Source organism: Larkinella harenae (genome assembly GCF_054780515.1).
In genome coordinates, this window is the sequence record NZ_BAAGWE010000002.1 from 67,127 (window position 1) to 91,488 (window position 24,362).

Consider the following 24,362-nt stretch of genomic DNA (forward strand, 5'->3'; position numbering starts at 1 on the left):
GATAATCTCTGATAAACGCTGTACTTTACAGGCTTACTGCCAGCCGCCCCCCAATGACCGATACAAGTCAACAAGGGCCAGAAACTGGGCTCGTTTGGTGTTCACCAACGATAATTCCGCGGTTAAGACGCTGCGCTGTGCTGTAATTACTTCCAGGTAATTGGCATACCCGGTGGCAAATAATTCGTCAGAAATGGTTGCCGCCTGATTGAGCACCGCCACTTCCTGCGTCTGCAAATCCGCTACTTTCCGGTAGTTTTCAATCCCTCGCAAGCTGGTCATGACCTCACTGAAACCCGCCAGCACGGTTTTTCGGTACTCATAAAAGGCTTCCCGACTTTGGGCGATAGACAGGCTGTAATTCGATTTGAGGTACCGGCGGTTGAAAACCGGAGCCGATAAGCCTCCTATAACTCCCAGCGCCAGCGAAGCCGGATCCAGCAAAACCGATGCCCGGAACGAATTCAGGCCGATATATGGTGTCAAGTTCAGCGAAGGCAGAAACTCAGCCCGGGCTACATCTACATCAATATTAGCGGCTTGCAGTGCCAGCTCAGCCTGCTGAATATCCGGTCGGCGACGCAGCATCTGACTCGGAATTCCCGCCGAAACCTGAGCGGGCAGCTCCTCGTCAATAATTGTTTTGGTGCGGCTGATGGGCTGCGGAAACCGTCCGAGTAATTGATTCAGCTGGTTTTCGGCTTCCACAATCTGCTGCTGCACCTGTGCTTCCAGGCTCCGCGTGTTGATTAATTGGGCGTTGAATTGCTGAACGGCTAACTCCGTAACACGGCCCGCAGCCTTCTGTACACCCACTAATTCGGACGCCCGCTGCTGCAAAGTCAGGTTCTCACGGATAATTTCCAGTTCACCGTCCAACGCTAGCAAGCTGTAATACAAGCGGGCCACTTCGGCGATGAGCGAGGTAACAACCAGCTGACGCCCTTTTTCGGATGCCAGAAAGCGAACATAGGCGGCCTTTTTACGGTTTCGTAACTTCCCCCATAAATCAATCTCCCAGTTGCTCCGGAAGCCCAGAAAGTACTCCGGCGTGGCATCCGGAATACGCTGGTTGCCATCGATATTGGGCGAGAGGTTGGTATCAAAATTCCCCACACCGTTCAGAGTATACCGCCCAAAGCGATCAATTCCCGCAGACGCCACGGCGCTGACGGACGGGATCAGGGCTCCGCGCGTGTATTCAAAATTGGCCCGCGCCACTTCAATCCGTTGCGTGGCAATCTGCAAGTCTGGGTTCCGGGCCAGAACCGTATCAATCAGATTAGCCAGGTTGGGGTCCGAAAAAAAGTCCTTCCACGCCAGATTTCCAATTGATGTAGAATCCGTACTGCCCGAAAAGGTAGTCGGAATGGGCGTTGTGGCGGGTAGTCGGCCCGGCTCAGCAACCCGGCAGCTATTCAACAACAACAGGGGAAAACAACAACAGAGAATTTTAACAAGATTAGTTTTATGAATGAACGGTCGTGCCATTTTCGTGTTTTTGAGTTAATACCGGAATCTGTTCAGCCTCATCGTCTTTGGGCGTTTTGAGTTGCAGTTTCTGCGCCAGTTTGGCAAACGCGACATAAAGGCCGGGAATCAGAAAGAGCCCAAACAAGGTGCCGATGAACATGCCGCCCGCAGCAGCCGTACCGATGGAGCGGTTTCCTAACGCTCCAGCTCCCGATGCGATACAGAGCGGAATCAAACCCGCAATGAACGCAAACGAAGTCATCAGAATGGGGCGTAAACGCGACAACGCACCTTCCATGGCCGCTTTCAGAATCGACATTCCCTCCTGCTGCTTCTGATTGGCAAACTCCACAATCAGAATGGCGTTTTTACCGAGCAAACCAATCAGCATGACCAGCGAAACCTGCGCATAGATGTTGTTCTGCAAACCAGCCAATTTGAGACACAGAAAAGACCCAAAAATACCAGCGGGCAACGAAAGCAAAACCGCCAACGGTAAAAACAAACTCTCGTACTGCGCCACCAGCAGCAGGTACACAAAAACAAGACAGATCACAAAAATCCAGACGGCCTGGTCACCCGAGAGCACCTCCTCCCGCGTCATCCCCGACCACTCAAATGAAAAACCGCGCGGCAGTTTCTCCCGGGCAACTTCCTGCACCGCCTTGATGGCATCCCCGGAACTGTAGCCCGCGGCCGCTTCGCCGTTGATCATGGCCGACGTAAACATGTTGTACCGCGTCAATTGCTCCGGTCCGTACACCCGTTCGAGGGTTACAAAGTTCGAGTAAGGGACCATTTCTCCCTGATCATTCTTTACCCGCATGTTCAGCACGTCTTCGGGTTTGGCACGGTAGCTCGGGGCCGCCTGCACCATCACCTTATACATCTGGTTGAACCGGATAAAGTTAGACGCGTAAAAACTTCCCATCAGGGTTTGCAGCGTGCTCATCGCATTATCGATGGAAACCCCTTTCTGAGCGGCTTTGTCCTGATCCACATGAAGTAGGTATTGCGGGAAGCTCGGGTCAAAGCTGGTAAACACCCGGCTGATCTCAGGGCGTTTTTCCAGCTCCGCAATGAATTCATCGGCTACTTTCTTCGTATTTTGAAGATCGTCGCTCCGGGTTTTGTCGAGCAACCGGATTTCAAAACCGCTGGAGTTCCCAAAACCGGGTACTGTGGGGGGAGAGAAAAACTGAATGCTGGCGTCGTTGATGTGCTTGGTCTTTTCGGCCAGCTCCGCAATTACGTCATCCACGGTTTCCTGGCGTTGATCCCAGCTTTTCAGGTTGATCATTCCCATTCCGTACGAAGCTCCGGCCCCGTCAGTCATCAGGCTCAACCCCGCCAGTGTCGAAACGTTTTCAACCGATTCCAGCTTGGAAGCCGCTTGCTGAACCATGTCCATTACCTCTTCCGTTCGTTCCACGGTAGCCCCTACCGGCGTGGTTACGTTCACGTAAATCATGCCCTGATCCTCAGTAGGAATGAAGCCCGACGGCAAGATAGTATTGACGCCCCAGGTAGCCGCAATAAAGAGTAGAAGGACACCCCAGGTGACAACACTCCGGTTTACAAACGGCCGGACCCCGCCCATGTATTTCTGAGCAAGTGCCTCATAACCCCGGTTGAACTTGGTAAAAAACCGTCCTAGCCAACCCGTTTGCTCACCGTGAACGGGGCGCAGCAGCAGGGCACACAGTGCGGGAGTCAGTGTAACGGCATTAATCCCCGAAATGACAATCGAAATGGCCAGCGTCAGTGAGAACTGCCGGTAGAAAATACCGACGGGTCCCGACAGAAAAGCGACCGGAATAAATACCGCCGACATCACCAGCGTGATGGCAACGATGGCCCCACTGATGTCTTTCATAGCGGCAAAGGTGGCCGCTCGGGGTGACAAATGCTCCTCGGTCATCTTGGCGTGCACGGCTTCCACCACCACAATGGCATTATCCACCACAATACCAATGGCCAGTACCAGCGCGAACAGCGTCAGCAGGTTGATGGAAAAACCGATTACCTGCATAAAGGCAAACGTTCCGACCAAGGCAACCGGCACCGCCAGGGCACAAATCAGCGTCGAGCGCCAGTCTTGCAGAAACAGGAAGACAACGATAAATACCAGAATGAAGGCTTCAAACAATGTCCGCACCACCTCATGAATAGACGCATCCAGAAAGCGCGAAACATCATACGCAAAATTATAGGTCATGCCGGGCGGGAACGTTGTTTCCTTCAGCTCGGCCATTTTCGCCTTGACGTTGTTGATAACCTCCTGCGCGTTGGAACCCGGCCGCTGTTTCAACATAATAGCCGCCGAGGGTTTACCGTCGTTTTTGGAAAGAATACTGTAATCCAGCGAGCCAAACTCCACATCGGCAACGTCTTTCAAACGCAGCAGTGAACCGTCCTCTTCGGTTCGTAGTACCAGATTCTCGTATTGGGCAGGGTCAAAAAACTTCCCGGAATACCGCAAAACGTATTGCAGCACCTGAGCATCCCGATCAGAGCTTTCTCCCGCTTTTCCGGGCGCAGCCTCTACGTTTTGTTTTCGGATAGCACCGATCACATCGTCTGGTGAAACGGCATAGGCCGTCATGCGGTCGGGTTTGAGCCAAATCCGCATGGAGTACTCCCGCGCACCCAGGATATCGACGAAGCCAACGCCATCGATCCGTTTCAGCTCAGGAAAAATATTTATATCGGCGAAATTGTAAATAAACTTCTCATCGGCGGAGGTATCACTGCTGATCAGGTTGAGATACAGCAGCATACTGTTCACTTCTTTTTCGGTGGTTACCCCGGCTTTGATTACTTCCTCGGGCAACTCGTCCAACACCGTAGTGACCCGGTTCTGCACGTTTACGGCGGCCAGGTCGGGGTCAGTACCGACTTCAAAAAAGACCTGAATTAAGGTAGTGCCATCGTTCCCCGATATTGACGTCATGTACGTCATATTGGGCACCCCGTTGATCGCCCGCTCAATGGGCATCGCAACGGCTTTGGTACTCACCTGGGCGTTGGCCCCTGTATACATGGCCGTAACCGTAACCGAGGGGGGAACAATGTCTGGGAATTGGGTAACGGGTAAGCTCACGAGGGCTAACAAGCCCAGCAACGTAATCAATACCGAGATTACGGCGGAGAGCAAAGGCCGCTTTATGAAGGTATTAAACATAGCGTACGAGTATAGGCTTAAACAGTACAATCCAGCCCTTGTGGTCGCTTTGGCAACCAAAGGGGGCTGTACTGTTAAGGTGGGTTAGTGATCGAAAATCCCGAAGATTAATTAGCGCCTACCTGATTTTCATCTTTATCAGGGTTGAGTGTCAGCAGGCTATCAGCCGACATTTCCTGAGGCACAATCTGCATCCCATCGCGAATGTTCTGAATTCCTTCATAAACCACTCTTTCGCCGGGCTCAAGTCCTGATTTAACGAGGTAAAACTGGGCCAGGCGGCTCTGCGGAACAAAGCTTCTCATTTTCACCTTGTTGGCCGTATCAACCACGTAGACGTAGTTCTTATCCTGAATCTCAAAAACCGCTTTTTGCGGCACCAGAACGGCGTTATTTACTTCATTTTTCAAACGGATTTTTCCCGTTGCTCCATGTTTCAACACCTTGTTCGGATTTGGAAAACGCGCCCGGAAAGCGATGGTTCCCGATCCATCGTCAAAAACGCTTTCCATCGTTTCGATTTTACCCGGCTGCCCGTAAGGCGTATTGTCCGCCAGCAGTAAATCAACTTCCTGCCCATTGTGGCTGGGGCGGTTCTTCTTGATGTATTCGAGGTATTCTTTTTCCGAAACGTGGAAATAGGCGTAAACTTCACGAATATCCGAAACCGTCGTCAGCAAGGATCCTTCCTCAATCAGACTGCCCATCTTAAACGGAATCCGGTTGATAACCCCATCGAACGGCGCTCTAACGCTAGCCTGTGACAGCCGTAGACTCGCATTCTGTTGCGCCGATTCGGCTTCTTCGATGGCTGCTTTGGCCGCTTCCAGTTTGGATTTTGACAATTCCAATTCAGAAGCCGAAATTACTTTCTTATCGACCAGCAGCTTCACCCGCCCCATTTCTACTTCGGCGGTTTTGGCTTCGGCCATCGCACTCTTCAAATTAGCTTTTGCCTTAGCCAGTTCGGCCTGGTATTCAGCCTGGTTAATCTGGAACAACAACTGTCCTTTTTTCACCTGCTGGCCTTCATCGACATGGATTTTATCCAAATAGCCACCCACCCGGGCACGGAGCTCTACATTCCGGACGGCTTCTACATTCCCGGCGTACTCCCGTCGCAGCGTAGTTGATTGGCGGGAGATTTCAAAAATTGGTAAGGTCGGTTTTTCAGCTTCGGACTTTTCTTCGGTTGTACTCGAACAACCGGTCAGGAAGCCACTGATCAACAGAGCACTTACGGCGAGGTATCTTTTCATAATTTTTTATGCTAATTTCAATTAGTTAAGCGCACAGAATAGCCATCATAAAGACCCGCCCAAAAGGAGGCCCATCATGAATTTTTCAAGGTAAAATGCTACTGCGGTTTTGTAGTGTACTGTGGTTAGGCTTTTAAAGAAGCCCGGAAGAGATAGCCATGCTGAGGGGGTGGAGAAGATATCTCCTGAACGTGCGAAAAGGCGCGTTCACAGGTGAGACCGGCGGGTCGTGGTATCAGATGCCAACTGGCAGGTTGCAACGTAAAGGCAAAGAGCGGAGCAGAGAAATAATCGTGCTCAATATTAAGCACATCAGATTCCCGGTTCGACTCCTCCTGCTCCGGAACAGCATCAATGATGCCCAGCCATTGTTCCAGAACCAGTTCGCCAATACTTTCGATTCGGTTTACGGATAAGTCTTCTTTTTGGGCACCATGCAGCATGCGGGGCGAGAAATGCTCCGGCACATCAACACTAATGTTGATAATGTGCAAAGCCATCAGCCAGCAGAATAAGCGGTGCAGAAAGAAGTTTTTTCTCCGTTTACTCATTTGAAATTGTATTCTTTACAGTTTCAAAATTAAGCACATATATCGGAAATATGCAAATAATATTCTAAAAATAGGCCATATTTACGAATATATACTGCTTTTTCCCCGATCATTACAATTTAGCCTCAATTCACCTAAACACGTTTTTCAGTCCTTTATGCCCAGTTATAAACTTGAATTACTGAGCCAATGGTATAATCTTAAAACAAAGTGCTTATTAAAATAAAACGCAACAAACAGAAAAGAGTTCGGATTTTGCATTTCGGAATTAATGGACAAGCCTTTGTTGAACTATTACTAGTCTACTTATTCCGCTTTACATGCCAGAGAAACGCTGTTTTAAGGCAGAACCCTTAAAAATATTTATTGATTTCTGAGGGTATTCCAATACGGTTGTAGGAAAAAATGAAGTTTGTCCAGCCTCTGTTGAACTTGGCAGATAAACAGCACAACTTGGCGAATGGAAGCTCAAGATCGTATTTCTTTACGCGATCTCAAAAGGATAAAGTGCTGGTTTTTAATTATCTACAAACGACAAATTCTGCTTTGTATTGCAACGTTTATGTAGCGCAACTTTCAGCCCACAAAAACTTTTATAGCAAAGCTGACCGGAAGAATGTTCCTTGGTTTCCCGACTATAAAACCGCTTCTTTGCAAGGTTGTAGTCTATAACCTGTTCCGAAATTGTCCCCTTCAGAAAACACTCAAAAAGCCGCTAACACGATTTAACTCGTACGGATATGTAAATAAATCGATCAACAAATGATCGGTTTATAATTTATAAAACCCTCCGGTAACGGTATGCTTACAATAATAACCCGGCCAAGGTAGCGGACATATATGAGGCTAAAGTACCGCAAATAAGAGCTTTAAAACCTAGTTTAGCCAAGTCTCTCCGGCGTGATGGGACCAATTCACCAATGCCGCCCACCTGAATAGCAATCGACGAAAAATTGGCAAATCCACACAAAGCAAAACTGGTAATCGCAATGGTTTTGGGGTCGAGTGTTTCTCTAATCTTCACCAATTCGAGGTAAGCGACGAACTCGTTCACGACCATTTTGGTGCCCATCAATGCCCCGGCAGACTGAACGTCTTTTCCCGGCACACCCATTGCCCACGCAAAAACCGAGAACACATTGCCCAGCAGAAAATTAAGACTGAGGTTGGAATAGCCAAAGATGTAATAGCCAATTCGAAACAAAATACTGTCGATGAGAGCAATAAGGGCAATAAAACCAATCAACATTGCGACAACATTAAACCCTACCTTCAGCCCTTCGCTAGCACCGGCAGCAATAGCGTCCAGTAGGTTGGCATAAACTTTCTTAATTTCCAATTTGACCGTACCCTGCGTTTCTGAAACTTCCGTTTCAGGAAAAACAATTTTACTGATCACCAAAGCGCCGGGAGCAGCCATCAAACTGGCTGCCAGCAAATAAGGAGCCGGGACACCCAGCGAAATATAAACCGCCATAACTCCGCCAGCGATGCAGGCAAAACTCCCCGTCATTGATGCCAGCAACTCAGAATTGGTCATGGTTTTTAGGTAGGGCTTGATCATAATCTGCGCTTCCACCTGTCCGACAAAGGTGCTGGAAACGTTTGATAAAGCCTCTGCCCCACTAACACCCATCAGCCATTTCATGAACCTCGCAAGCACCGCAACGATCCGCTGCATGACCCCCAGATGGTAAAATATATTGACCAGAACCGCAACAAAGATGATCGTTGGAATAACTTGAAAGAAAAAAATGAAGCCATTTTCGGGCCCAAAGGCTCTGGTGAGTAACTCCCGGTTCACCAGCGGGGCAAACACAAATTCAGCCCCTTTGACTGATTTCTGCAACAACCGGTCTACAAACTGCCCTAACGTCTGGAAAATGTGCTGACCAATATCGGTTTTCAAAATAAAAACCGCCAAGCCAAACTGCAACAACAGCCCCACGCCAACGGTTCGGTAATTAATTGCTTTACGGTTGTTGGACATGGCATACGCAATGCCCAGAATCAGTACAATACCAATCAGTCCAGTAAAACGACTCATTCAATAAGTTAGTTAGTAGAAGTGTACGGAATTTCACAAAAAACCTGTGAAGATACGAAGCTTTAACCGGTATAGAATAAGAATAGGTGGTTTTATTCCGCTCCACTTCCGGCTTCATCTTTCTTCTACTATACCCATGCTGCTATACCTTTTCTCATGAAGGAGACCCACAATTTCCTTGATCAATTGTAAGACACTTTAACTGAAATATAGTTATGTATACATTATTGATAATTAGATCATTGATTATAAAAATTTAAATAATTAATGGACAGTTATGAAAAAAATTAAATTTCTCTGTTTGCCCGTATTCTTTCTGATTTCGCTGACCGCTTGCCAAAATCCGTTGGAAAATGTAACGCTTGGCTTTAAGGATCCCATCGAAAATGGGGTGGTAGAAATCCGATTTCGTAGCCTGAAAGGCACGATCCCCAAAAACGTCGACCTGACCATAGTAGGCAATGACGCGGACCAAATCGTTACAACGTTGAATACAACTAATTACAAAGTCAACGATGACGGCGTTCTGCTCCTGGCGGCCTCCCCGGAAGCCGATTATTCGCAAACGAACCCGCTGCAATTCATTGTGGCGGCCAAAGCCAGCGGTCATCTGGATATTATTCAGCCGGTCCAACTGGCCGATACGGGACGATCTACGCTGTCTCCGGCCTGGATTAACCTCAGTGATCCACCCGCTCATTTGTCGGCGGTCCAGCAAACCGGTATCAACACCCCGCTTTCGGCTGGCGCAACGCTGACAACCCCAGCCGTTAACCAGAAAAAAGACAACGTAACGGTTTCCATCGAATCGGGCACCGAATTGAAGGATGTGAACGGCACTACGCTAACAGGTCCTTTTACAGCGGCCATTTATCACATCGAAAACCGGGGCAATAATTCGGCGGCTTACTTGCCCACCGGCTCGGTCATGCGCAGTGTAAGGGGACAAAACGGCGCTAATCTGGGTTCTTTACAACTTAGCCAGCTGACTGGCGTTTTCTCGCTGGAGTTTTATAATGAAGACTACCGGATTGCTCAGCAGCTCTCCAAACCGTCAACCGTGGTGATGACGTTGAATCCGGAAACCATTGATCCGGCCGATGGTCGTGCCATTCAGGCGGGGGATAATATCCAGTTTTACCGTTACGACCGGTTTAGCGCCCACTGGCAGCAGGAGAAACCGGGCGTCATCAGCCGGAATGCGTCGGGTCAACTGGAATGCCGCCTTTCTGTTTCGCAACCTGGGCTCTGGGTAGCCGGGTGGACGCAAGCCGTTTGTGATGAAGGCCCGATTTTTACAATCAACAGTGCCCTCAATCAGGTGGATATTCAGTTTCTCTGTAAAGTAGTGGATGCGGATACGCGGCAGGAAATCACGTCCTTTTATTCATCACTCAACAATGGAACCCGGATTACCCTGCAACATTTACAGCAAAATCGGCGGGTACGTTTTCAAGTATTCAACTACAATAATGCCTACAGTAGCGGTAACCCCGGACAACCTTTTTTCGAAACCGCTCCCCTCCAGACCTGTAACACCGTTCCTCAGGGGTTGGATTTGCAGCGTTTTCCGGTTTCGCCAGCAATCACGGTTAGCTTCGACTTCGTCTGCCCTCCCCCAACCCGGTTGAATGAGTCTTTGCTGCCGACCCGATTACGGCTGCAATACAGTGAGGCTGGCAAACGGCAATGGAGCGATCTGATTACCCTGAATCGCAGCAACCTGCGGGCACTTTCGTATAAATTACAGGTCCGAAAACCGTATGATATCCGCGTCAGTACCGACGGCGGAGCAACCTGGCCGCTGGAACGAGCCCGCTTTGTTCCCGACAACAACACTCTGTCGTTCGAGCTGGCTTCACCGGAATTTTGCAAATGAGATGGCACGAAAAAACCGCTCCTCGGAGCGGTTTTTTCGTGTTAGTTATTATGAACTTCTTCCGCCGGTTCAGGCTGCGAGGGGGTATCGGATGGCTCCGGCTCGGGGAGTTTCTCGGTGGCAAAAAGCTTTGCCTGCATGACTTCTTTCTGAGTCACCTCGAAAAATTTCCTCTGCGTATTGAATGGTTGTTCAACCCCTTCTTTCACGCAACATTTATCGTACGTTCCGTCTTCCTGAAGTTCGTAAGCATTTACGTTGTCGCGCAGATTATAGTCCAGAATATGAATAGCCTGCTGTTTCACCCGCTTGTCGACCAGCAAAAACAGGGATTCGATACGCCGATCGAAACTACGCACCATGGCATCGGCACTACCACCGTAGATTTTAGGATCACCGTTGTTATGAAAGTAAAACAACCGGGTGTGTTCCAGGAAGTCCCCCACAATCGACCGAACGGTAATATTCTCACTCAATCCCTGCCGATGTGGGCGCAGGCAGCAAATTCCGCGCACAATGAGTCGGATTGGCACCCCTGCCTGTGACGCCTTGTATAGTTCGTCGATCACAATTTTGTCTTCGAGCGAATTGATCTTGATACATATTCCGCTCGGCAGCCCCTGTATCGCATTTTCGGCCTCGTGTTGAATCAGTTTGACGAGCTGATTCCGCATATCCCGTGGTGCTGTAATCAGGTATTCATAATCATTCGGCAGCGAATGGCCGGTGATGACGTTAAAGAACTCCGAGATGTCGTGCGTGTAAATTTCATCGGTCGTCAGAAGACCGATATCCGTGTACAGTTTTGATGTCTCTTCGTTATAATTTCCACTTGACAAGTGCGCATAGCGAACCACTTTTGATCCCTCATTGCGAACCACCAGCAGCAACTTCGTGTGCGTTTTGTAACTGCTGATGCCATAAATGACAAAGCAGCCCGCCTTCTGAAGCCGTTGCGCTTCGCGGATGTTATTTTCCTCATCGAAACGGGCTTTCACTTCAAACAGTACCGAAACGTGCTTGCCATTTTCGGCGGCTTTGAGCAACGCTTCCGTAATCCGCGAGCGTTTGGCCAACCGATAGATCGTCAGTTTGATAGCGAGCACATTGGGATCTTCAGCGGCCTGTTCCAGCAAGGCGATAACGGGTTCAAAGTTGTTGTAAGGGTGATGCAACAGAATATCGCGTTCCTTCATCAACTCGAAAATATCCGTGTTTTTGTCGCGTTGCATGCCCAACGCCGGAACCGGCGGGGGCGATGCGGGCAATTCATCCCGAAACTCTGGATGACGTACCACCTGCCACAGGCTTGTATAGTCAATCAGTTGGCCGTTTTCAAACAGATTGTAATCGTCAATTTCCCACTTCTTCTTCAACAGATTGATCATCCACTCGGATGCATCCGGCTCGATCTCCACCCGAACAACCCGGCCCAACCGACGGTTTTTGATCTTCTGTTTGATTTCGTAAATAAAATCCGTTTCAATATCATCGCTCTCTTCGAGCGTAAAGTCACCATTGCGGGTAATGCGCAACAAATTGACCGCAACAATGTCAACGTTACGATACAGCTTCTTGATCTCCCGGCGAACAATCTCTTCAATCGGCAGAAAACAGGTTTCGTCTTTGCGTTCAAACGTCATGAAACGCGGCAAATTGGCCGGAATCTGTACGAAAGACATGCGCTGGTTTTCGTCATCATCGCCTGCTTTGACGGATCGGTTTGGATCTTGTGTAACTACACAGAAAATCAACACCTTAGCCAACAACATCGGAAAGGTATGTGTGTAGTCGTATACCATCGGCGTCAGCATCGGATAAATCGTGCGATCAAAGTAATCGACGGCACGTACCCGCTCCTCTTCTGTTAAGTCTTTTAGGCCAATAAAACGCAGGTCAATATCCTTGAATGAGCTTTTCAGTTCCTCAAAAACCGTAAGCTGTTCCCGACTGAACTGCTGAGCCGCCGACATCAGAGCCTTGCGGAACGGTATTTCCCGCAAACCGGAGTAATCGACCCGTTCTTTGCCATAGTCCAGGTAATTGTATAAGCTTCCGATCCGGATGGTAAAAAATTCATCCAGGTTCGAAGCTGTAATGGCCAGAAACTTCAACCGGTCGAGCAGGTGCCGTTCCGGATTCCGAGCCTGATCGAGTACCCGTACATTGAATTTAAGCCAACTTAAATCTCGGCTGATGTAATTACTCTGATCGATTACACTCGCCAGTTTGTCATTTATTTTCATGGCCTTACCGTCTTCCAAATCATGGGGTAAAGTTACTTTACGCCCCGAAAAAAACGAGAAGATACCCCCGAAAGTCCCCTTTCGTTCTGTGTTATCTTTTTGTGAAGGATTTTTGTCAATCATAGGTAGGGTGGATGCTATAACCTAGTAACGTACATCAATACAACATCGTACGATTTTTTTAGTTTTCGTTTCTATTTCCCGTTTTTGGGTAACTACACTTATCGGTACAAAATGTATGCTAAAAAAAAGCGGGCTCTTGGCCCGCTCTCTCTTACACATCTACTTTAGCATACTTTGCGTTTCGTTCTATGAATTCCCGGCGGGGGGCGACCTCATCGCCCATTAAGGTAGAAAAGACGTGATCAGCTTCGGCGGCTGACTCAATCGTCACCCGTTTAAGACTCCGTTTATCAGGATCCATGGTGGTGCTCCAGAGCTGCTCGGGGTTCATCTCACCCAGACCTTTGTAGCGTTGCACGTGGACGTTTTCTTCCCGCCCTGAACCAGCCAGTTCGCGAACGTAGGTTTCACGCTGCTGCTCGGTCCAGCAATACCGCTCTTCTTTTCCTTTTTTGACCAGATACAAAGGCGGTTGTGCGATGTACACAAAACCGTTCTCAATCAATGTCCGCATGTGCCGGAAAAACAAGGTCAGAATCAGCGTCCGGATGTGGCTACCATCAACGTCAGCATCGGTCATGATGATAACTTTGTGGTACCGCAACCGTTCCAGGTTCATGATAGTTTCGCCATTTACCCGTTCAAAGCGAATGCCGAGCGCCGTAATAATATTCTTGATTTCCTCGTTTTCGTAAATCTTATGCTCCAGCGCTTTTTCGACGTTCAGGATTTTTCCCCGTAGCGGCAAAATTGCCTGAAAAGCCCGGTTCCGCCCCTGCTTGGCCGAACCACCGGCCGAATCCCCTTCCACGAGGTAGATCTCGCAATTCTCCGGGTTTGTATCCGAACAGTCGGCCAGCTTGCCGGGTAAGCCCATACCGCCCATGAAGTCCTTCCGGTCTGCCATGATGCGTTTATAAGCCTGATCGGCGGCAATCCGGGCCTGCGCCGAAATCAATACCTTCCGGATGATGGACTGTGCTTCTTTCGGGTGTTCTTCCAGCCACATTTCGAGCATTTCGGCCACCGTTGAGCTAACCGCGCCCACCACATCACTGTTTCCCAGCTTCGTTTTGGTTTGTCCTTCAAACTGCGGCTCAGCCACTTTCACCGAAATAACGGCGGTCAACCCTTTGCGAAAATCGCCCCCGTCAAACACTACCTTACCCGCACTTTTGCCCAATACCTGCGCATTGCGTTCCGCGTAATTTTTCAGAATGCGGGTCAATGCCGTCCGGAAGCCCTGTACGTGCGTACCGCCTTCGATGGTATTGATGTTATTGACGTACGAAGAGATATTTTCGCCCGCTTCCAGGTTATACACCATGGCTACCTGAACAGGAGTCGATCCGGTTTCCCGCTCCATATAAATCGGCTGCATGCCTTCCAGCGAAGCCCGGTTTTCGTCCAGGTACTTGACAAACTCGATCAAACCACCTTCCGAAAGGAATTCCGATCGCAGCGGTTCGCCCTGTTCGTTCAGATCCCGCAGGTCCGTCAGCGTAATCCGAATTCCTTTGTTGAGGAACGCCAATTCGCGCAACCGGCTGGCTACGGTATCGTACTTGTAAACAGCCTCGGTAAAAATCGTTTCGTCGGGCTTGAAGTGAACCGTTGTTCCGGTGTCCTCAGCCGTTCCAATTTCCCGAACCTCATACAACGGATGACCGATGCTATATTCCTGCTCAAAAACTTTTCCTTCCCGGTGAACCTCCACCCGCAGGTGCGTCGAGAGTGCATTAACGCAGGAAACCCCTACCCCGTGCAACCCCCCGGAAACTTTGTACGTATCTTTGTCAAATTTTCCCCCCGCATGCAGTACCGTCATCACGACTTCCAGCGCCGAACGGCCGGTTTTATGCATGCCTGTCGGAATACCCCGCCCATTGTCGCGAACGGTAATGGAATTATCTTCGTTGATGGTTACGTGGATGGTGTCGCAATAGCCGGCAAGTGCCTCATCAATGGAGTTATCGACCACTTCCCAAATCAAATGGTGTAGTCCCTTGATTCCAACATCCCCAATGTACATGGCCGGGCGCTTTCGAACGGCTTCAAGCCCTTCTAAAACCTGGATATTACTAGCTCCATAATCACCTTGTACGTGCTCTTCTGGTGCGATGTCGGTATCAATCACTTCGTTTGTCATAGAATGCAACCAATATGAATCCGCTTTGGCGGAAATGTTATAAGGAATACGGTAAAAAGACGTTTACAGATAGTAAAAATACAAATTTTTAGGGTCATTTCCTAACCTTCCTACCCTTACCGTATAAATATACCAACAAAACAATGGACAGCCAAATTTTGCGTTCATTAAAAACGGCCAGAAGCGCGAAAAAACCGCATTATTAAACTAAACCATTGCACATTGCGTCTATCTAAGAACAACATCCATCAAGAATACAAGTACATGAAAAAACTGCTGTTTTTCGGAGCCTTTTCCGCACTCGTGCTGCTGCTCAGCCAATGCAGTGTCAACCGCCAGCTTGCCCAGGCCAAAGCTATGGGCAACTGCAAGTTTAACATCACGTCAGCCGACAGTATTTACCTGTCCGGCATTGACGTTCGGAAGCTCAAAAACCTGGAAGATCTGAATCCCATGAGGTACCCGCAGCTGGCCGCCGGTCTGTTTTCCAAAAGCATTCCGCTCAGCGCTCGCATCAACGTCGACATAACCAACCCAACCAATAAAGTGGCCGGTATCGAACAACTCGAGTACAAAATTCTGCTGGCCGAACAGGAGCTTTTCAACGGCTTTGTCAACCAGCGGATTGAAGTAGCGCCGGGAGGTGGCACCACCCGCGTTCCGGTCAAACTGAACGCTAATGCTTATCAGTTGATGACCGACGACAAAACCCGCAGCGCCTTCACGGACCTGATGCGGAATATGAGCGGATCCAATAACACAAAACCGTCGAAGCTGACGATCAAAATCAAGCCGACGCTGGCCCTGGGTAATAAAAAAATCGACTATCCTGGTTACATTACCATCGATCAGGAAGTAACCAATAAGATCCTGACAGGACAGTGAAGAGTTCAAATTAAAAGCTAAGAGTTCAAACGGGGCCGCCCGGCGGCAGTGATCCACAGGACTCAGGCGCCAGCCAATTTTTAACTCTTAGCTTTTAATTTTTGCTTACAAAGAGTAGCTTTCTTCTACTTTCCAGACGTTGCTGGCGTAGATGAGCAGTTCGCGAACCCGGTTTCCCAATACCAGACGGCATTTCGGGCGGGCTCCTTTTTCCAGGAAGCTAATGGCTTCTTTGTTTAGAATGTGGCTTTTTCCGATGCGGATAAATTGATCGGCGGGCAAAAGTTTTTCGAGTGTATCGAGCGTCAGGTTTGGCACGTTAAGGTGCTCCTGCTTCGAGCAATACACGTTAATCTGCTTGTTGGCCGATTCGCAGTACATGATATCAGCCACCTCAATCCGGTGCAGTGCCACCGAATTTTGAAATACGAAGAACCTTGGCCCTGATAGCGCAGCGGGCTCCGGATTCTGACTGAAGGCTTTCTCCAACTGGGCAGTCAACTCGAGTTCATGCTCTTTATCAGCTCGCCATTTGTTGTAGAACAACCGGAACTTCTCTTTCAAAATCAACGGGTCGATCGGCTTGACGACAAAGTCAGAATGCAGGTGCGGGGCCGCTTTCTGCACCGCCATCAGCGCATCGTCCGGATACCCCGAAACAAAGATCACCCCGTAAAACTGCTGCTGCTGCGTTAGTTCGTCCAGCAATTCAAAACCGCTCCGGATGGGCATTTTGATATCCAGAAAAATCAAATCCGGTTTTTGCTCCGCAATCATATCAAGTCCTTCGGTCACATTCCCGGCTTCGCCAACTACGCTGACCTCCGGCACCGAAGTCAGCATGCTGCGCAGGGTCCGCCGAACCGGCAGTTCATCGTCAATAATGACAGATCGTACAGTGAGTGAGTTCATAGATCAGCAACGCTAAATGTCAAAATTATTCATTATCAACCGTGTTTTCTTCCGGTGGCAACACCGGATACAACGGTAAAATAGCCTCTTGCCGTACCCCGGAAATGCCTGTTTCAGCGTGGGTCAGATCCGTGATGTGCTGGGCGCTTTTTAAATCGTTGTATTGATTGAGCTGGTCGAAAATCGCCTGATTGATGTTCAGGCCACGACCGGTGCTCCGGCGTCGGTATAGTCTGGCTTTCTCCAGCCCCACCCCGTCGTCTTCCACTTTCACTTGTAAGCACCCGTCGAACTCACGAACGAAAACCCCGACGGTACCGCCCTCCGCCTTATGCTCCAACCCGTGCTTGATGGCATTGGAAACATAGCCCTGAATCAGCATTTTCGGAATATTGGTATCCATCGGTACTTCCGGGCAAACCGTCACCGAGAATTTGATTCGATCGCCAAAACGCAGCCGTTCCAGATCCAGATAATTCTGGACAAACTCCAGTTCTTCGCGAAGCAGCCAGAACACCCGACTGCGCGTCATTAGCTGGTTCCGGAAAATAGAACCAAACTTAGCCAGGTAACTGACAACCGTATCCGGATCAGCTTCGTACGTGATGGATTGAATGGCTGTCAGAAAGTTGGCGACAAAATGGGGGTCAATCTGGTTGGTGATGGCTTTCACTTCCAGCAAAGCCCGTTGCCGCCCCGCTTCGGCCAGTTCACGACGAATTTCCGATTCCTGCTTACCCCGATTGGCAGCTTCCAGTTCCAGCTGGCCCATCCGGCGTTGAATCTGAAGTTGCTTCAGTCGCCGTTGGGCCAGCACCCGCACCTGCCGTAAGCGCGCGTAAAAGAAGGCCCCTACGACGGCGATAATCGCCAGGGTACGAAACCACCAGGTGGCATACCAGGGGGGCGCAATCTGAAAATTCTGCACAATGGGCTGAACATTCCACAAACCGTCGGCCCGCAGCACCTGAATCGTCAACCGGTAGGACCCATCGCCCAGGTTTTGCAGCGTAAAGGAATTACTACGGAACGGTTCCGACCATTCCGGCGTCGTCGGATTGCCGTCCAGGCGTTCCAGCCGGTACTGATACGTTGGATTAGCCAGTACATCGCCCCCGCCGGTTTCCAGCAGTTGAACTTCCAGGTCATTTTCGCTGGATTTGAAGGAAAGTGTTCCCTGCCGGATAGCAACCACCCGCCCCGAGCGCATGTCCTTAAACGCCGTAATGCGGGTCGGTACGGGTTTCAGCAACTGAAAAAGCCGTTTCTGCGAAATCATCATCATCCGATCCCGCGTGGCTACCCACAGCCGGTTCCGGGAATCGAGCAGAATACCGTTGAAAATGCACTGGCTTCCGCGAAAACCGTTTTCCCGGTCAAAATACGCAATCCACTCCTCACCGGTTTCGTAAAACCGTTCCATATCAAATACAAATAATCCTTCCAGCGAACCAACCAGCAAATAGCGGCCTATGGGGCGGCAATAGGTAATCGTTCGCTGGATAAAGTGCGGAGCAATCGGACGGTATTTCTTGTAATCATAAAACCAAAGCCCTTCGCCGGTAGTCAGCCACAAATTTCCGCGCTTGTCTCGTTTCACTTCGGCCAGTACCGACGTGGGTAACCCCTGGTTTTGTTTTGTCAACGGCCGAAACCTTCGACTGACGCCATCCCACAAGAGGGACTTCTCCAGGCCACAAATCCAGAATCGGCCAAATTTATCGGTCTCAATATTTTCGTATTGATCCGGGGGTACTGGAATAACATCCGTTAAATCCAGTGTTTGGCGGTTGTAGATAAACAGGTTGTAATTAGAAATCACCAGATAGCAATTGCGTCGAACATCGTCGTAAAAACCCAGCGCCAGCGTAGCCGTGTCAGAACCGGGCAACAGCCGATAATTTTTTCCATCGAACCGGTAGATCCCCTTCTGGGGCTCTGCCACCAGAAAAATGTTGCCATCGGCATCCATGCGGCTTGTCGGGTGAAAATGATCCGCCGGTAACGACTTCCGGTACGTCTGGTCGGCTACAATACCGTTCGCCCCCAAACGGCTGATGCCTTTTCCCCAGGATGCAAACCATACAACACCATGGCGGTCTTCAGCCACATTATTGGTTTCTTCCAGCCAGCCTTCTGACCCGTCAAAATATTGCCAGCCACTCATCTTAATGTGCACCAGCCCGTGGTGCGACGTTCCGGCCCAGAGGTCTCCCCGCCGATCAAAGATTAGCCGGTTGATGGCCGATGAGCTGATGTGTGAATTTGTCACGGTTTTGCCATCGTACCAACAGATGTCTCTATCGCCCTCACTTTTCTGAAAGGCCAGCTCGCCATGCAAGCCCATCGCGCAAATGGCCAGTTCCGAGGCTGCTACCGGCACCTGATAAACTTTACTGAGGGTTTGGCCTTCCAGTCGATAAACCGTTGAACCAGCCAGGGCATACAGGCGACCTGCCGGGTCGGTCAGCAACTGTTCCAGCGGTAAACGATCGGCCATGAGCGTAAGCTGGCTGTTCTTCAATTCCCACAAACGGCCATCATCCGTTAGGAGCAAGATCCGGCGGTTTGGCCAGTCGGTCAGAATACCCCGCAAGCGCTGATCCGGATTTTTGAAATACCGTTGGGTCATATCCTCCATCTGTTCACCTTCCCAGCGGTAGAGCCGCTTTCCCAGCACGCCATCACGGGCCGAAAACCAGAGGTTGTTTTCATGGTCGGCCGTCATAAAAACCACCTGCTGCAACGGTTCTTTCCGCCCGACCCGAACCGAAAACTCTTTGACCGTCAGGTCCGACGAAGTAATGTTGTTCATCCGAAATAGACGATTGCCAGCACAGGCCCACACTGTTCCGTCGGGCGCATCGGTCAGGTTATCGCCCCCATCGGGCAGTTTTGGTATTTTCCGTTGGTTAACAATGGGATCAACGCCGTCAAAAAAGTTCAATCCAAAATAGGTTCCAATCCAGATTCGCCCAACCCGATCCTGGTGCAAACCCGACACATACAAGTATGATAACCCATCGTAAACGCCGTACGTCCGATCCGCAAACTGTTGTGCAACCCCCGTTCTGACTCCGCAACAGATCATAAGTCCGATCAGCAGTTGATACCGACAACGGTAGAAATACGTCAATAATGGGTGCAACATGCACATTCTGAGCGAGAACGAAGATGATAGCACTCAAGGTACAAAGATGTGGTCGGGATCACAATTGGTCCAGCGCCCAAACGGACGAAAAGGGCTTTTGAGCGGTTATAATCACTCCTTTACCGCCTGATATTTGCAACAAAAAAGCCGTGCATACGGCACGGCTTTCATGGAGCGAAATGAGTATGAATGCGCTGGCGAGTGTACTACAACCGGGAGTTCAGCCGGCTTCCGGAGCACTCTCCATCTTCAAAGCGAATCGAATCTGACCAGCTAGTTACTTTTTTCCCTTTCAGGGTAGCAACCGCATCCAGGGAATAGCTGCCCGCTGGCTGGCGAAGGTTCAACACCATTCCGGATGTTGGTGTATTACAGGCTGGAGAAGTTGTACTGGTATAAGTTTGAGTTAAAATTCCAACGGTTTTTCCATCAAGCTTTACTTCAACCTGATCAAACTTATCCGCTTTTAAACTAGTGTAAAGCAGATAACTCCCAAAATTCTGAGGCTTAACCTCTTCTTTGTCTTTGCAGCTAACAACGGCTAATACCGTAACGAGGGCTAAAATTATTTTTTTCATGGCAGTAAGTATGTGTTGTTTGTGATTGATGCTTCAAAAGTAGAAACAACACAGGCTGCCTACGGACAAACGCTGACCCACCAGACGAATCACCTCTTTTGGCCGACAAAATTAAAGCAGGAAACGATGTATTATCAAACGGTAAGATAACAGGGGTGATCAATGAGAACAATGAATCAGCGGGCGAATTACAGCCAATCCATCGTTCTTCATTCGTTGTGTTTTAGAAATTTCGGGCGGTTAGCAGCCACTCGTACGGATTTTGGGGAAGCGGTAATCCGTCGTCCTGAAGCTGGAGATACATCAGGTGTAAATGTGTTGGAGACCGGGCTGCGTACGCATTATAACCCGTGCGCCCTACTTCGCTGATTTTTTGACCCGACTGTACCCAGTCGCCGGGTCGCACTACAATTGCGTTGTTGTGTGCATAATACCACAGGCCATCCAGAATGGGATCATAAATCCAGATCCAGTTTCCGCCCCGGTACTCCTGCCCGGGCGTCCAGGCGGTCTCGATAGCCAGCACGAGCCCGCTCGACATCGCCAGCACATCCGCTGGCTGATCGGTATTATCATCAATGCAGTCCTGATTCCGGTCCGAAATAAAGATATCCTGGGCCGGATGGCTGCCCCGAACGTTGTAATCGAAGAGATCAAACCCTTTCCCCCGGTATCCTTCGCCGTGCCTGCCTCCAATTGCATCCGGGGTATAATGACGCAACGGAAACGAGAAATACCCCGTTTCTAGCAGGCTATCCCGGCGAGCACTATCCAGTCGGAACGGTTCGGCGGTGCGGAATTTTGTCCGCAAGCCCAGCATGATATCACTGAAGATTTTCCGGGCCGTATCCGGCAGAACGCTTTCTTCCCGAATCTGGGTATACAATTGTTGAAACTGATGGCACATGGAATCGACCCGGGGAATGTCCTTCCCCGCCCACGCGATGGTTTGCGACGAAGCTGAGTTTGACAAGCCAATCCACAAAGCACTTAGGACGCCGACCCACCGCATAATTTCCCAGAATCCTGATTTCACCTTGACTAGTTGTATTCAATTAATAAACGGGGAAAATACAAAAAAACCGTACACACCCCTTATTCGGGACATACAATTCGATAGAATGTGTACGTCAGCGTCAGGCCGACATAGGTGTAGCTATCTTTCGAATTGGGGTTCCCGTTTAACAGTTTGTCGGTGCCACCAAAGGTATTAGGCCCGAAATTATCCAGGTAATCTGAACCCGAAAACCGTGTCCCGTACTCCAGCCCCAGGCTCCACGGGCGCTTGAACTCGTACTTGATTCCGGCACCCAGCGGGAAGTTAAATAAAGATTTTCGCTGATAGCCCGGGCTACGCGGTTCGGTTTTGAAGGTGAATAAACCTAGTCCGCCAAATACATAGGGGGTCCAGTTTTTTACTTTACGCAGGGGGCTATAATTCAAGAAGTTATATTCCATTAGCACGTTCAGCTCCCGGAGGTTGGTTTTGAAGGAAAGGTCACGAGCTTGTTGAAATGGATCATTGAACCGCCGGTCTTTCCCCGCAATCTGCCCCAACCCGGCGTTAAACCGCACGGTAAACGGCTTACTAACATTATACCGCACCAGCAGATTGCCCGCCGGGCGGATGTTCCCCGGAATAATACTCGGTGCCAGATCGCCCTTATAAATCATGCCACCCAGCCCTCCGCCTACTTCCCAGGTCGATTGCGCCCTGGCTTTAGAATAGTTCAAAAGCAGCATACCCAACACCATCAGCCACGCCAAGGCCAGCCGATGATCACGCATCGGCAAAACGAAAAAAAAGACACGGCAAAATGGCAACGGGTACGTTATCGAATGGGTGGGCATTTAATTTTGGGAGTCAAAACGTAATTAAGCTGTAAACTGATGGTCATGTAGCCATCATTCAGAATACCATCGGCCCCGCGTGCAGAATAATTAGCATCATTTGCGATAAGAGTAAACGGGTCATCCGTACCGAGGTGCTCCCGCAACTGCGTCAGACGGTCTCCCCCTTTTCGGGCCGCGGTTTGCTCAAACCGACGGTCAGCCATCACGCGCGACAGGTCATCTTTGAGAATGGCCGGATCGGGATAAGGCCCACCAGCATCATCCAAGTAATCCGTGAAGGTATAGCGGTAATTGATTTCACCCGCTACGTTAAACCGTTCGTTCAGTTTGTAGCGTACCCCAAAACCGACCGGAATGGCCAACGTGACCAGAGAATACGGTTTCATGCCATTCTGCCCCTGTCCTTCGGTGCCCAAGGGCTGAAGTTTGACCCAACGCTGCTGGGTATCATCCGGAGTTGTTCCGAACCCAATCGGCGTACGGGCTTCGGGGCTGTGGGCTACGGCGGCAAGCCCCAGCGTAATATACGGCGTTAATTTGGCCCGAAAATTCGAATTTCGGCCATCCGGTACAAATTGGTATATCCCGGCGAGCGCAAACTCCTTCAGGTCATTTCGAAAATGCAGGTTCCGGGCATATTGCATGATGCCCGAATTCAAATCTTTGCGATTGTATAAATAATCGTCACCCGCAATGCGCGCCCAGGTAAACGAAGCCCGAGCCGCCAGCCTGGGTGTGAAATGCCGGGTGTACATCGCCCCCGCGTTCCAACGCATCATTAAAAACGTTGATTTAACAACTTTGCGGTACCCGGCTATCTCGCCATAATAACTGGACGTTCCCAGTCCTAAGCCCACTTCCGAATAAGGCACAAACGGGTTTCGACCGCTCTGCGCCTTTCCATCAACCGGCTGCAGCGCAAGGCAAGCTGCAGAAATGACACTGGCAATCAGTAGGTTATTCTTCATGTTTCTTTGCTTACTACCGCACCGGCGAACCGGAGCTACTGATTCATTGACCGGAACTTTATTGGGTAATCCCTGCTCCTCCTCTGAAACGTGTACGTTTGGTGTTTTATTGGGTCGTTTAGTAAAAGTGTTCGGCGATGGTCCACAAAATGCGTGGTTTTTACTTCATGCAGACCCAATATCGTGCCGAACTGTTTTCTAATTTCGGATATCCCACCCCCAACTGAGCTTGCTGCGCAAGGTGTTCAGGAAGGTGTCGTCGCTCATTTTGACAAGCCGGGCTACAAAGTTTTCTTTGCGAACACTCAGGCGAGTCCCGGTATTAACGGTCCGAAATCGGGAATCAACCGAAACCAGAAACGTATTGCTCCGGCTTTCTACATCGAACGACAACTGGGCCGAATCCGGCACTACCATCGGTCGGACGTTCAAATTATGTGGGCTGATCGGTGTGACAATAAAGTTGCTGTTGTGGGGCAGTAACAAAGGGCCGCCACAGCTCAGCGAATACCCTGTTGATCCGGTTGCCGTTGAAATGATCAAACCGTCGGCCCAGTACGAATTCAGGAAATCGCCATTCAGGTAGGTATGAACCGTAATCATCGACGACGTTTCCGTTTTGGTAATGGTTACGTCATTCAAACCAAAAGGAACCCCATCAAACAGGTCTTCTTCCGATTGCAGGTTAACTAATGTTCGTTCATCAAGCCGGTAGTCGCCAATGGACAATGCCTGAAGCAGCGCCGGCAAGGAATCCGGTTTTTCAGGAGAGATCGTGGTCAGAAATCCGAGTCGGCCGATATTGATGCCCGCAATCGGAATCCCCCGGGGCCCAACGTGCGTCAACACTTCCAGCAGCGTGCCATCACCACCGAGGCTAAAAGCAAAATCGGCGTCAAAGATGTCGCGGTGTGAAGAATAAGTTAACGTCGTATGATGGATAATGCCGGCAGAGTCGAGGAAGGAACGGTAGACTTCGGATAGCTGCACTTCAATCTGCCGCCGGGCCAGTTCATCGAACATCGATTGGATAAACGGGGTGGCCAGTTCGACAACATTGCGTCCGTGAATAGCAATTTTCATAAAACTCGTCGGTCAGTTCT

Annotated in this window: 16 protein-coding genes; 2 read left to right on the forward strand and 14 right to left on the reverse strand. The window is 49.8% G+C overall.

From position 1 onward, the window contains the following. Nucleotides 1-33: 33 nt before the first annotated feature. The 5 genes from ACYVH9_RS11655 to ACYVH9_RS11675 form a co-directional block, all read right to left on the reverse strand. Nucleotides 34-1,491 (reverse strand): TolC family protein, encoded by a 1,458-nt coding sequence (locus ACYVH9_RS11655; RefSeq protein ID WP_460636528.1) that lies wholly within the window; start codon nucleotides 1,489-1,491, stop codon nucleotides 34-36. Continuing rightward, nucleotides 1,469-4,657: an efflux RND transporter permease subunit gene (locus tag ACYVH9_RS11660; protein ID WP_460636529.1), complete on the reverse strand. Its 3,189-nt coding sequence runs from the start codon at nucleotides 4,655-4,657 to the stop codon at nucleotides 1,469-1,471. The genes ACYVH9_RS11655 and ACYVH9_RS11660 overlap by 23 nt, the downstream gene beginning before the upstream one ends. 107 nt (nucleotides 4,658-4,764) lie before the next feature. After that, entirely contained in the window at nucleotides 4,765-5,916 is a 1,152-nt protein-coding gene (locus ACYVH9_RS11665) for an efflux RND transporter periplasmic adaptor subunit (RefSeq protein WP_460636530.1), read from the reverse strand. Nucleotides 5,917-6,041: 125 nt separating this feature from the next. Further along, nucleotides 6,042-6,467: a hypothetical protein gene (locus tag ACYVH9_RS11670; RefSeq protein ID WP_460636531.1), complete on the reverse strand. Its 426-nt coding sequence runs from the start codon at nucleotides 6,465-6,467 to the stop codon at nucleotides 6,042-6,044. Between the two features lie 805 nt (nucleotides 6,468-7,272). Next, complete coding sequence (locus tag ACYVH9_RS11675) at nucleotides 7,273-8,514, reverse strand: NupC/NupG family nucleoside CNT transporter (protein WP_460636532.1); 1,242 nt, start codon at nucleotides 8,512-8,514, stop codon at nucleotides 7,273-7,275. A gap of 277 nt (nucleotides 8,515-8,791) precedes the next feature. Between ACYVH9_RS11675 and ACYVH9_RS11680 the strand changes: the two genes are divergently transcribed. Continuing rightward, entirely contained in the window at nucleotides 8,792-10,393 is a 1,602-nt protein-coding gene (locus tag ACYVH9_RS11680; RefSeq protein WP_460636533.1) for a hypothetical protein, read from the forward strand. A gap of 41 nt (nucleotides 10,394-10,434) precedes the next feature. Here the strand turns inward: ACYVH9_RS11680 and ppk1 are convergent, their stop codons facing one another. Beyond that, the gene (ppk1, locus tag ACYVH9_RS11685; RefSeq protein ID WP_460636534.1) at nucleotides 10,435-12,639 is read right to left on the reverse strand and encodes a polyphosphate kinase 1; all 2,205 of its coding nucleotides are present in this window, start codon (nucleotides 12,637-12,639) and stop codon (nucleotides 10,435-10,437) included. Nucleotides 12,640-12,913: 274 nt separating this feature from the next. Continuing rightward, nucleotides 12,914-14,911: a DNA topoisomerase (ATP-hydrolyzing) subunit B gene (gene gyrB / locus ACYVH9_RS11690; protein WP_460636535.1), complete on the reverse strand. Its 1,998-nt coding sequence runs from the start codon at nucleotides 14,909-14,911 to the stop codon at nucleotides 12,914-12,916. Nucleotides 14,912-15,175: 264 nt separating this feature from the next. On the opposite strand from gyrB, the gene ACYVH9_RS11695 reads away from it, so the two are divergent. Next, entirely contained in the window at nucleotides 15,176-15,796 is a 621-nt protein-coding gene (locus tag ACYVH9_RS11695) for a hypothetical protein (RefSeq protein WP_460636536.1), read from the forward strand. Nucleotides 15,797-15,901: 105 nt separating this feature from the next. Here the strand turns inward: ACYVH9_RS11695 and ACYVH9_RS11700 are convergent, their stop codons facing one another. From ACYVH9_RS11700 to ACYVH9_RS11730, 7 genes are all read right to left on the reverse strand, one after another. Then, complete coding sequence (locus ACYVH9_RS11700; protein ID WP_460636537.1) at nucleotides 15,902-16,708, reverse strand: LytR/AlgR family response regulator transcription factor; 807 nt, start codon at nucleotides 16,706-16,708, stop codon at nucleotides 15,902-15,904. Between the two features lie 25 nt (nucleotides 16,709-16,733). Then, nucleotides 16,734-19,859, reverse strand: a complete 3,126-nt coding sequence (locus ACYVH9_RS11705; RefSeq protein WP_460636538.1) for a histidine kinase — start codon at nucleotides 19,857-19,859, stop codon at nucleotides 16,734-16,736. A 206-nt stretch (nucleotides 19,860-20,065) separates the two neighbouring features. After that, entirely contained in the window at nucleotides 20,066-20,437 is a 372-nt protein-coding gene (locus tag ACYVH9_RS11710) for a hypothetical protein (RefSeq protein WP_460636539.1), read from the reverse strand. A 223-nt stretch (nucleotides 20,438-20,660) separates the two neighbouring features. After that, nucleotides 20,661-21,449, reverse strand: a complete 789-nt coding sequence (locus ACYVH9_RS11715; RefSeq protein WP_460637581.1) for a M23 family metallopeptidase — start codon at nucleotides 21,447-21,449, stop codon at nucleotides 20,661-20,663. 83 nt (nucleotides 21,450-21,532) lie between these two features. Continuing rightward, a complete protein-coding gene (gene porG / locus ACYVH9_RS11720; protein WP_460636540.1) occupies nucleotides 21,533-22,225 on the reverse strand; it encodes a type IX secretion system protein PorG in 693 nt (230 codons plus the stop codon). 44 nt (nucleotides 22,226-22,269) lie between these two features. Continuing rightward, on the reverse strand, nucleotides 22,270-23,259 hold the full coding sequence (locus tag ACYVH9_RS11725; RefSeq protein ID WP_460636541.1) for a DUF6089 family protein: 990 nt from the start codon (nucleotides 23,257-23,259) through the stop codon (nucleotides 22,270-22,272). Between the two features lie 198 nt (nucleotides 23,260-23,457). Further along, a complete protein-coding gene (locus ACYVH9_RS11730) occupies nucleotides 23,458-24,342 on the reverse strand; it encodes an NAD kinase (RefSeq protein WP_460636542.1) in 885 nt (294 codons plus the stop codon). Between the last annotated feature and the right edge of the window lie 20 nt (nucleotides 24,343-24,362).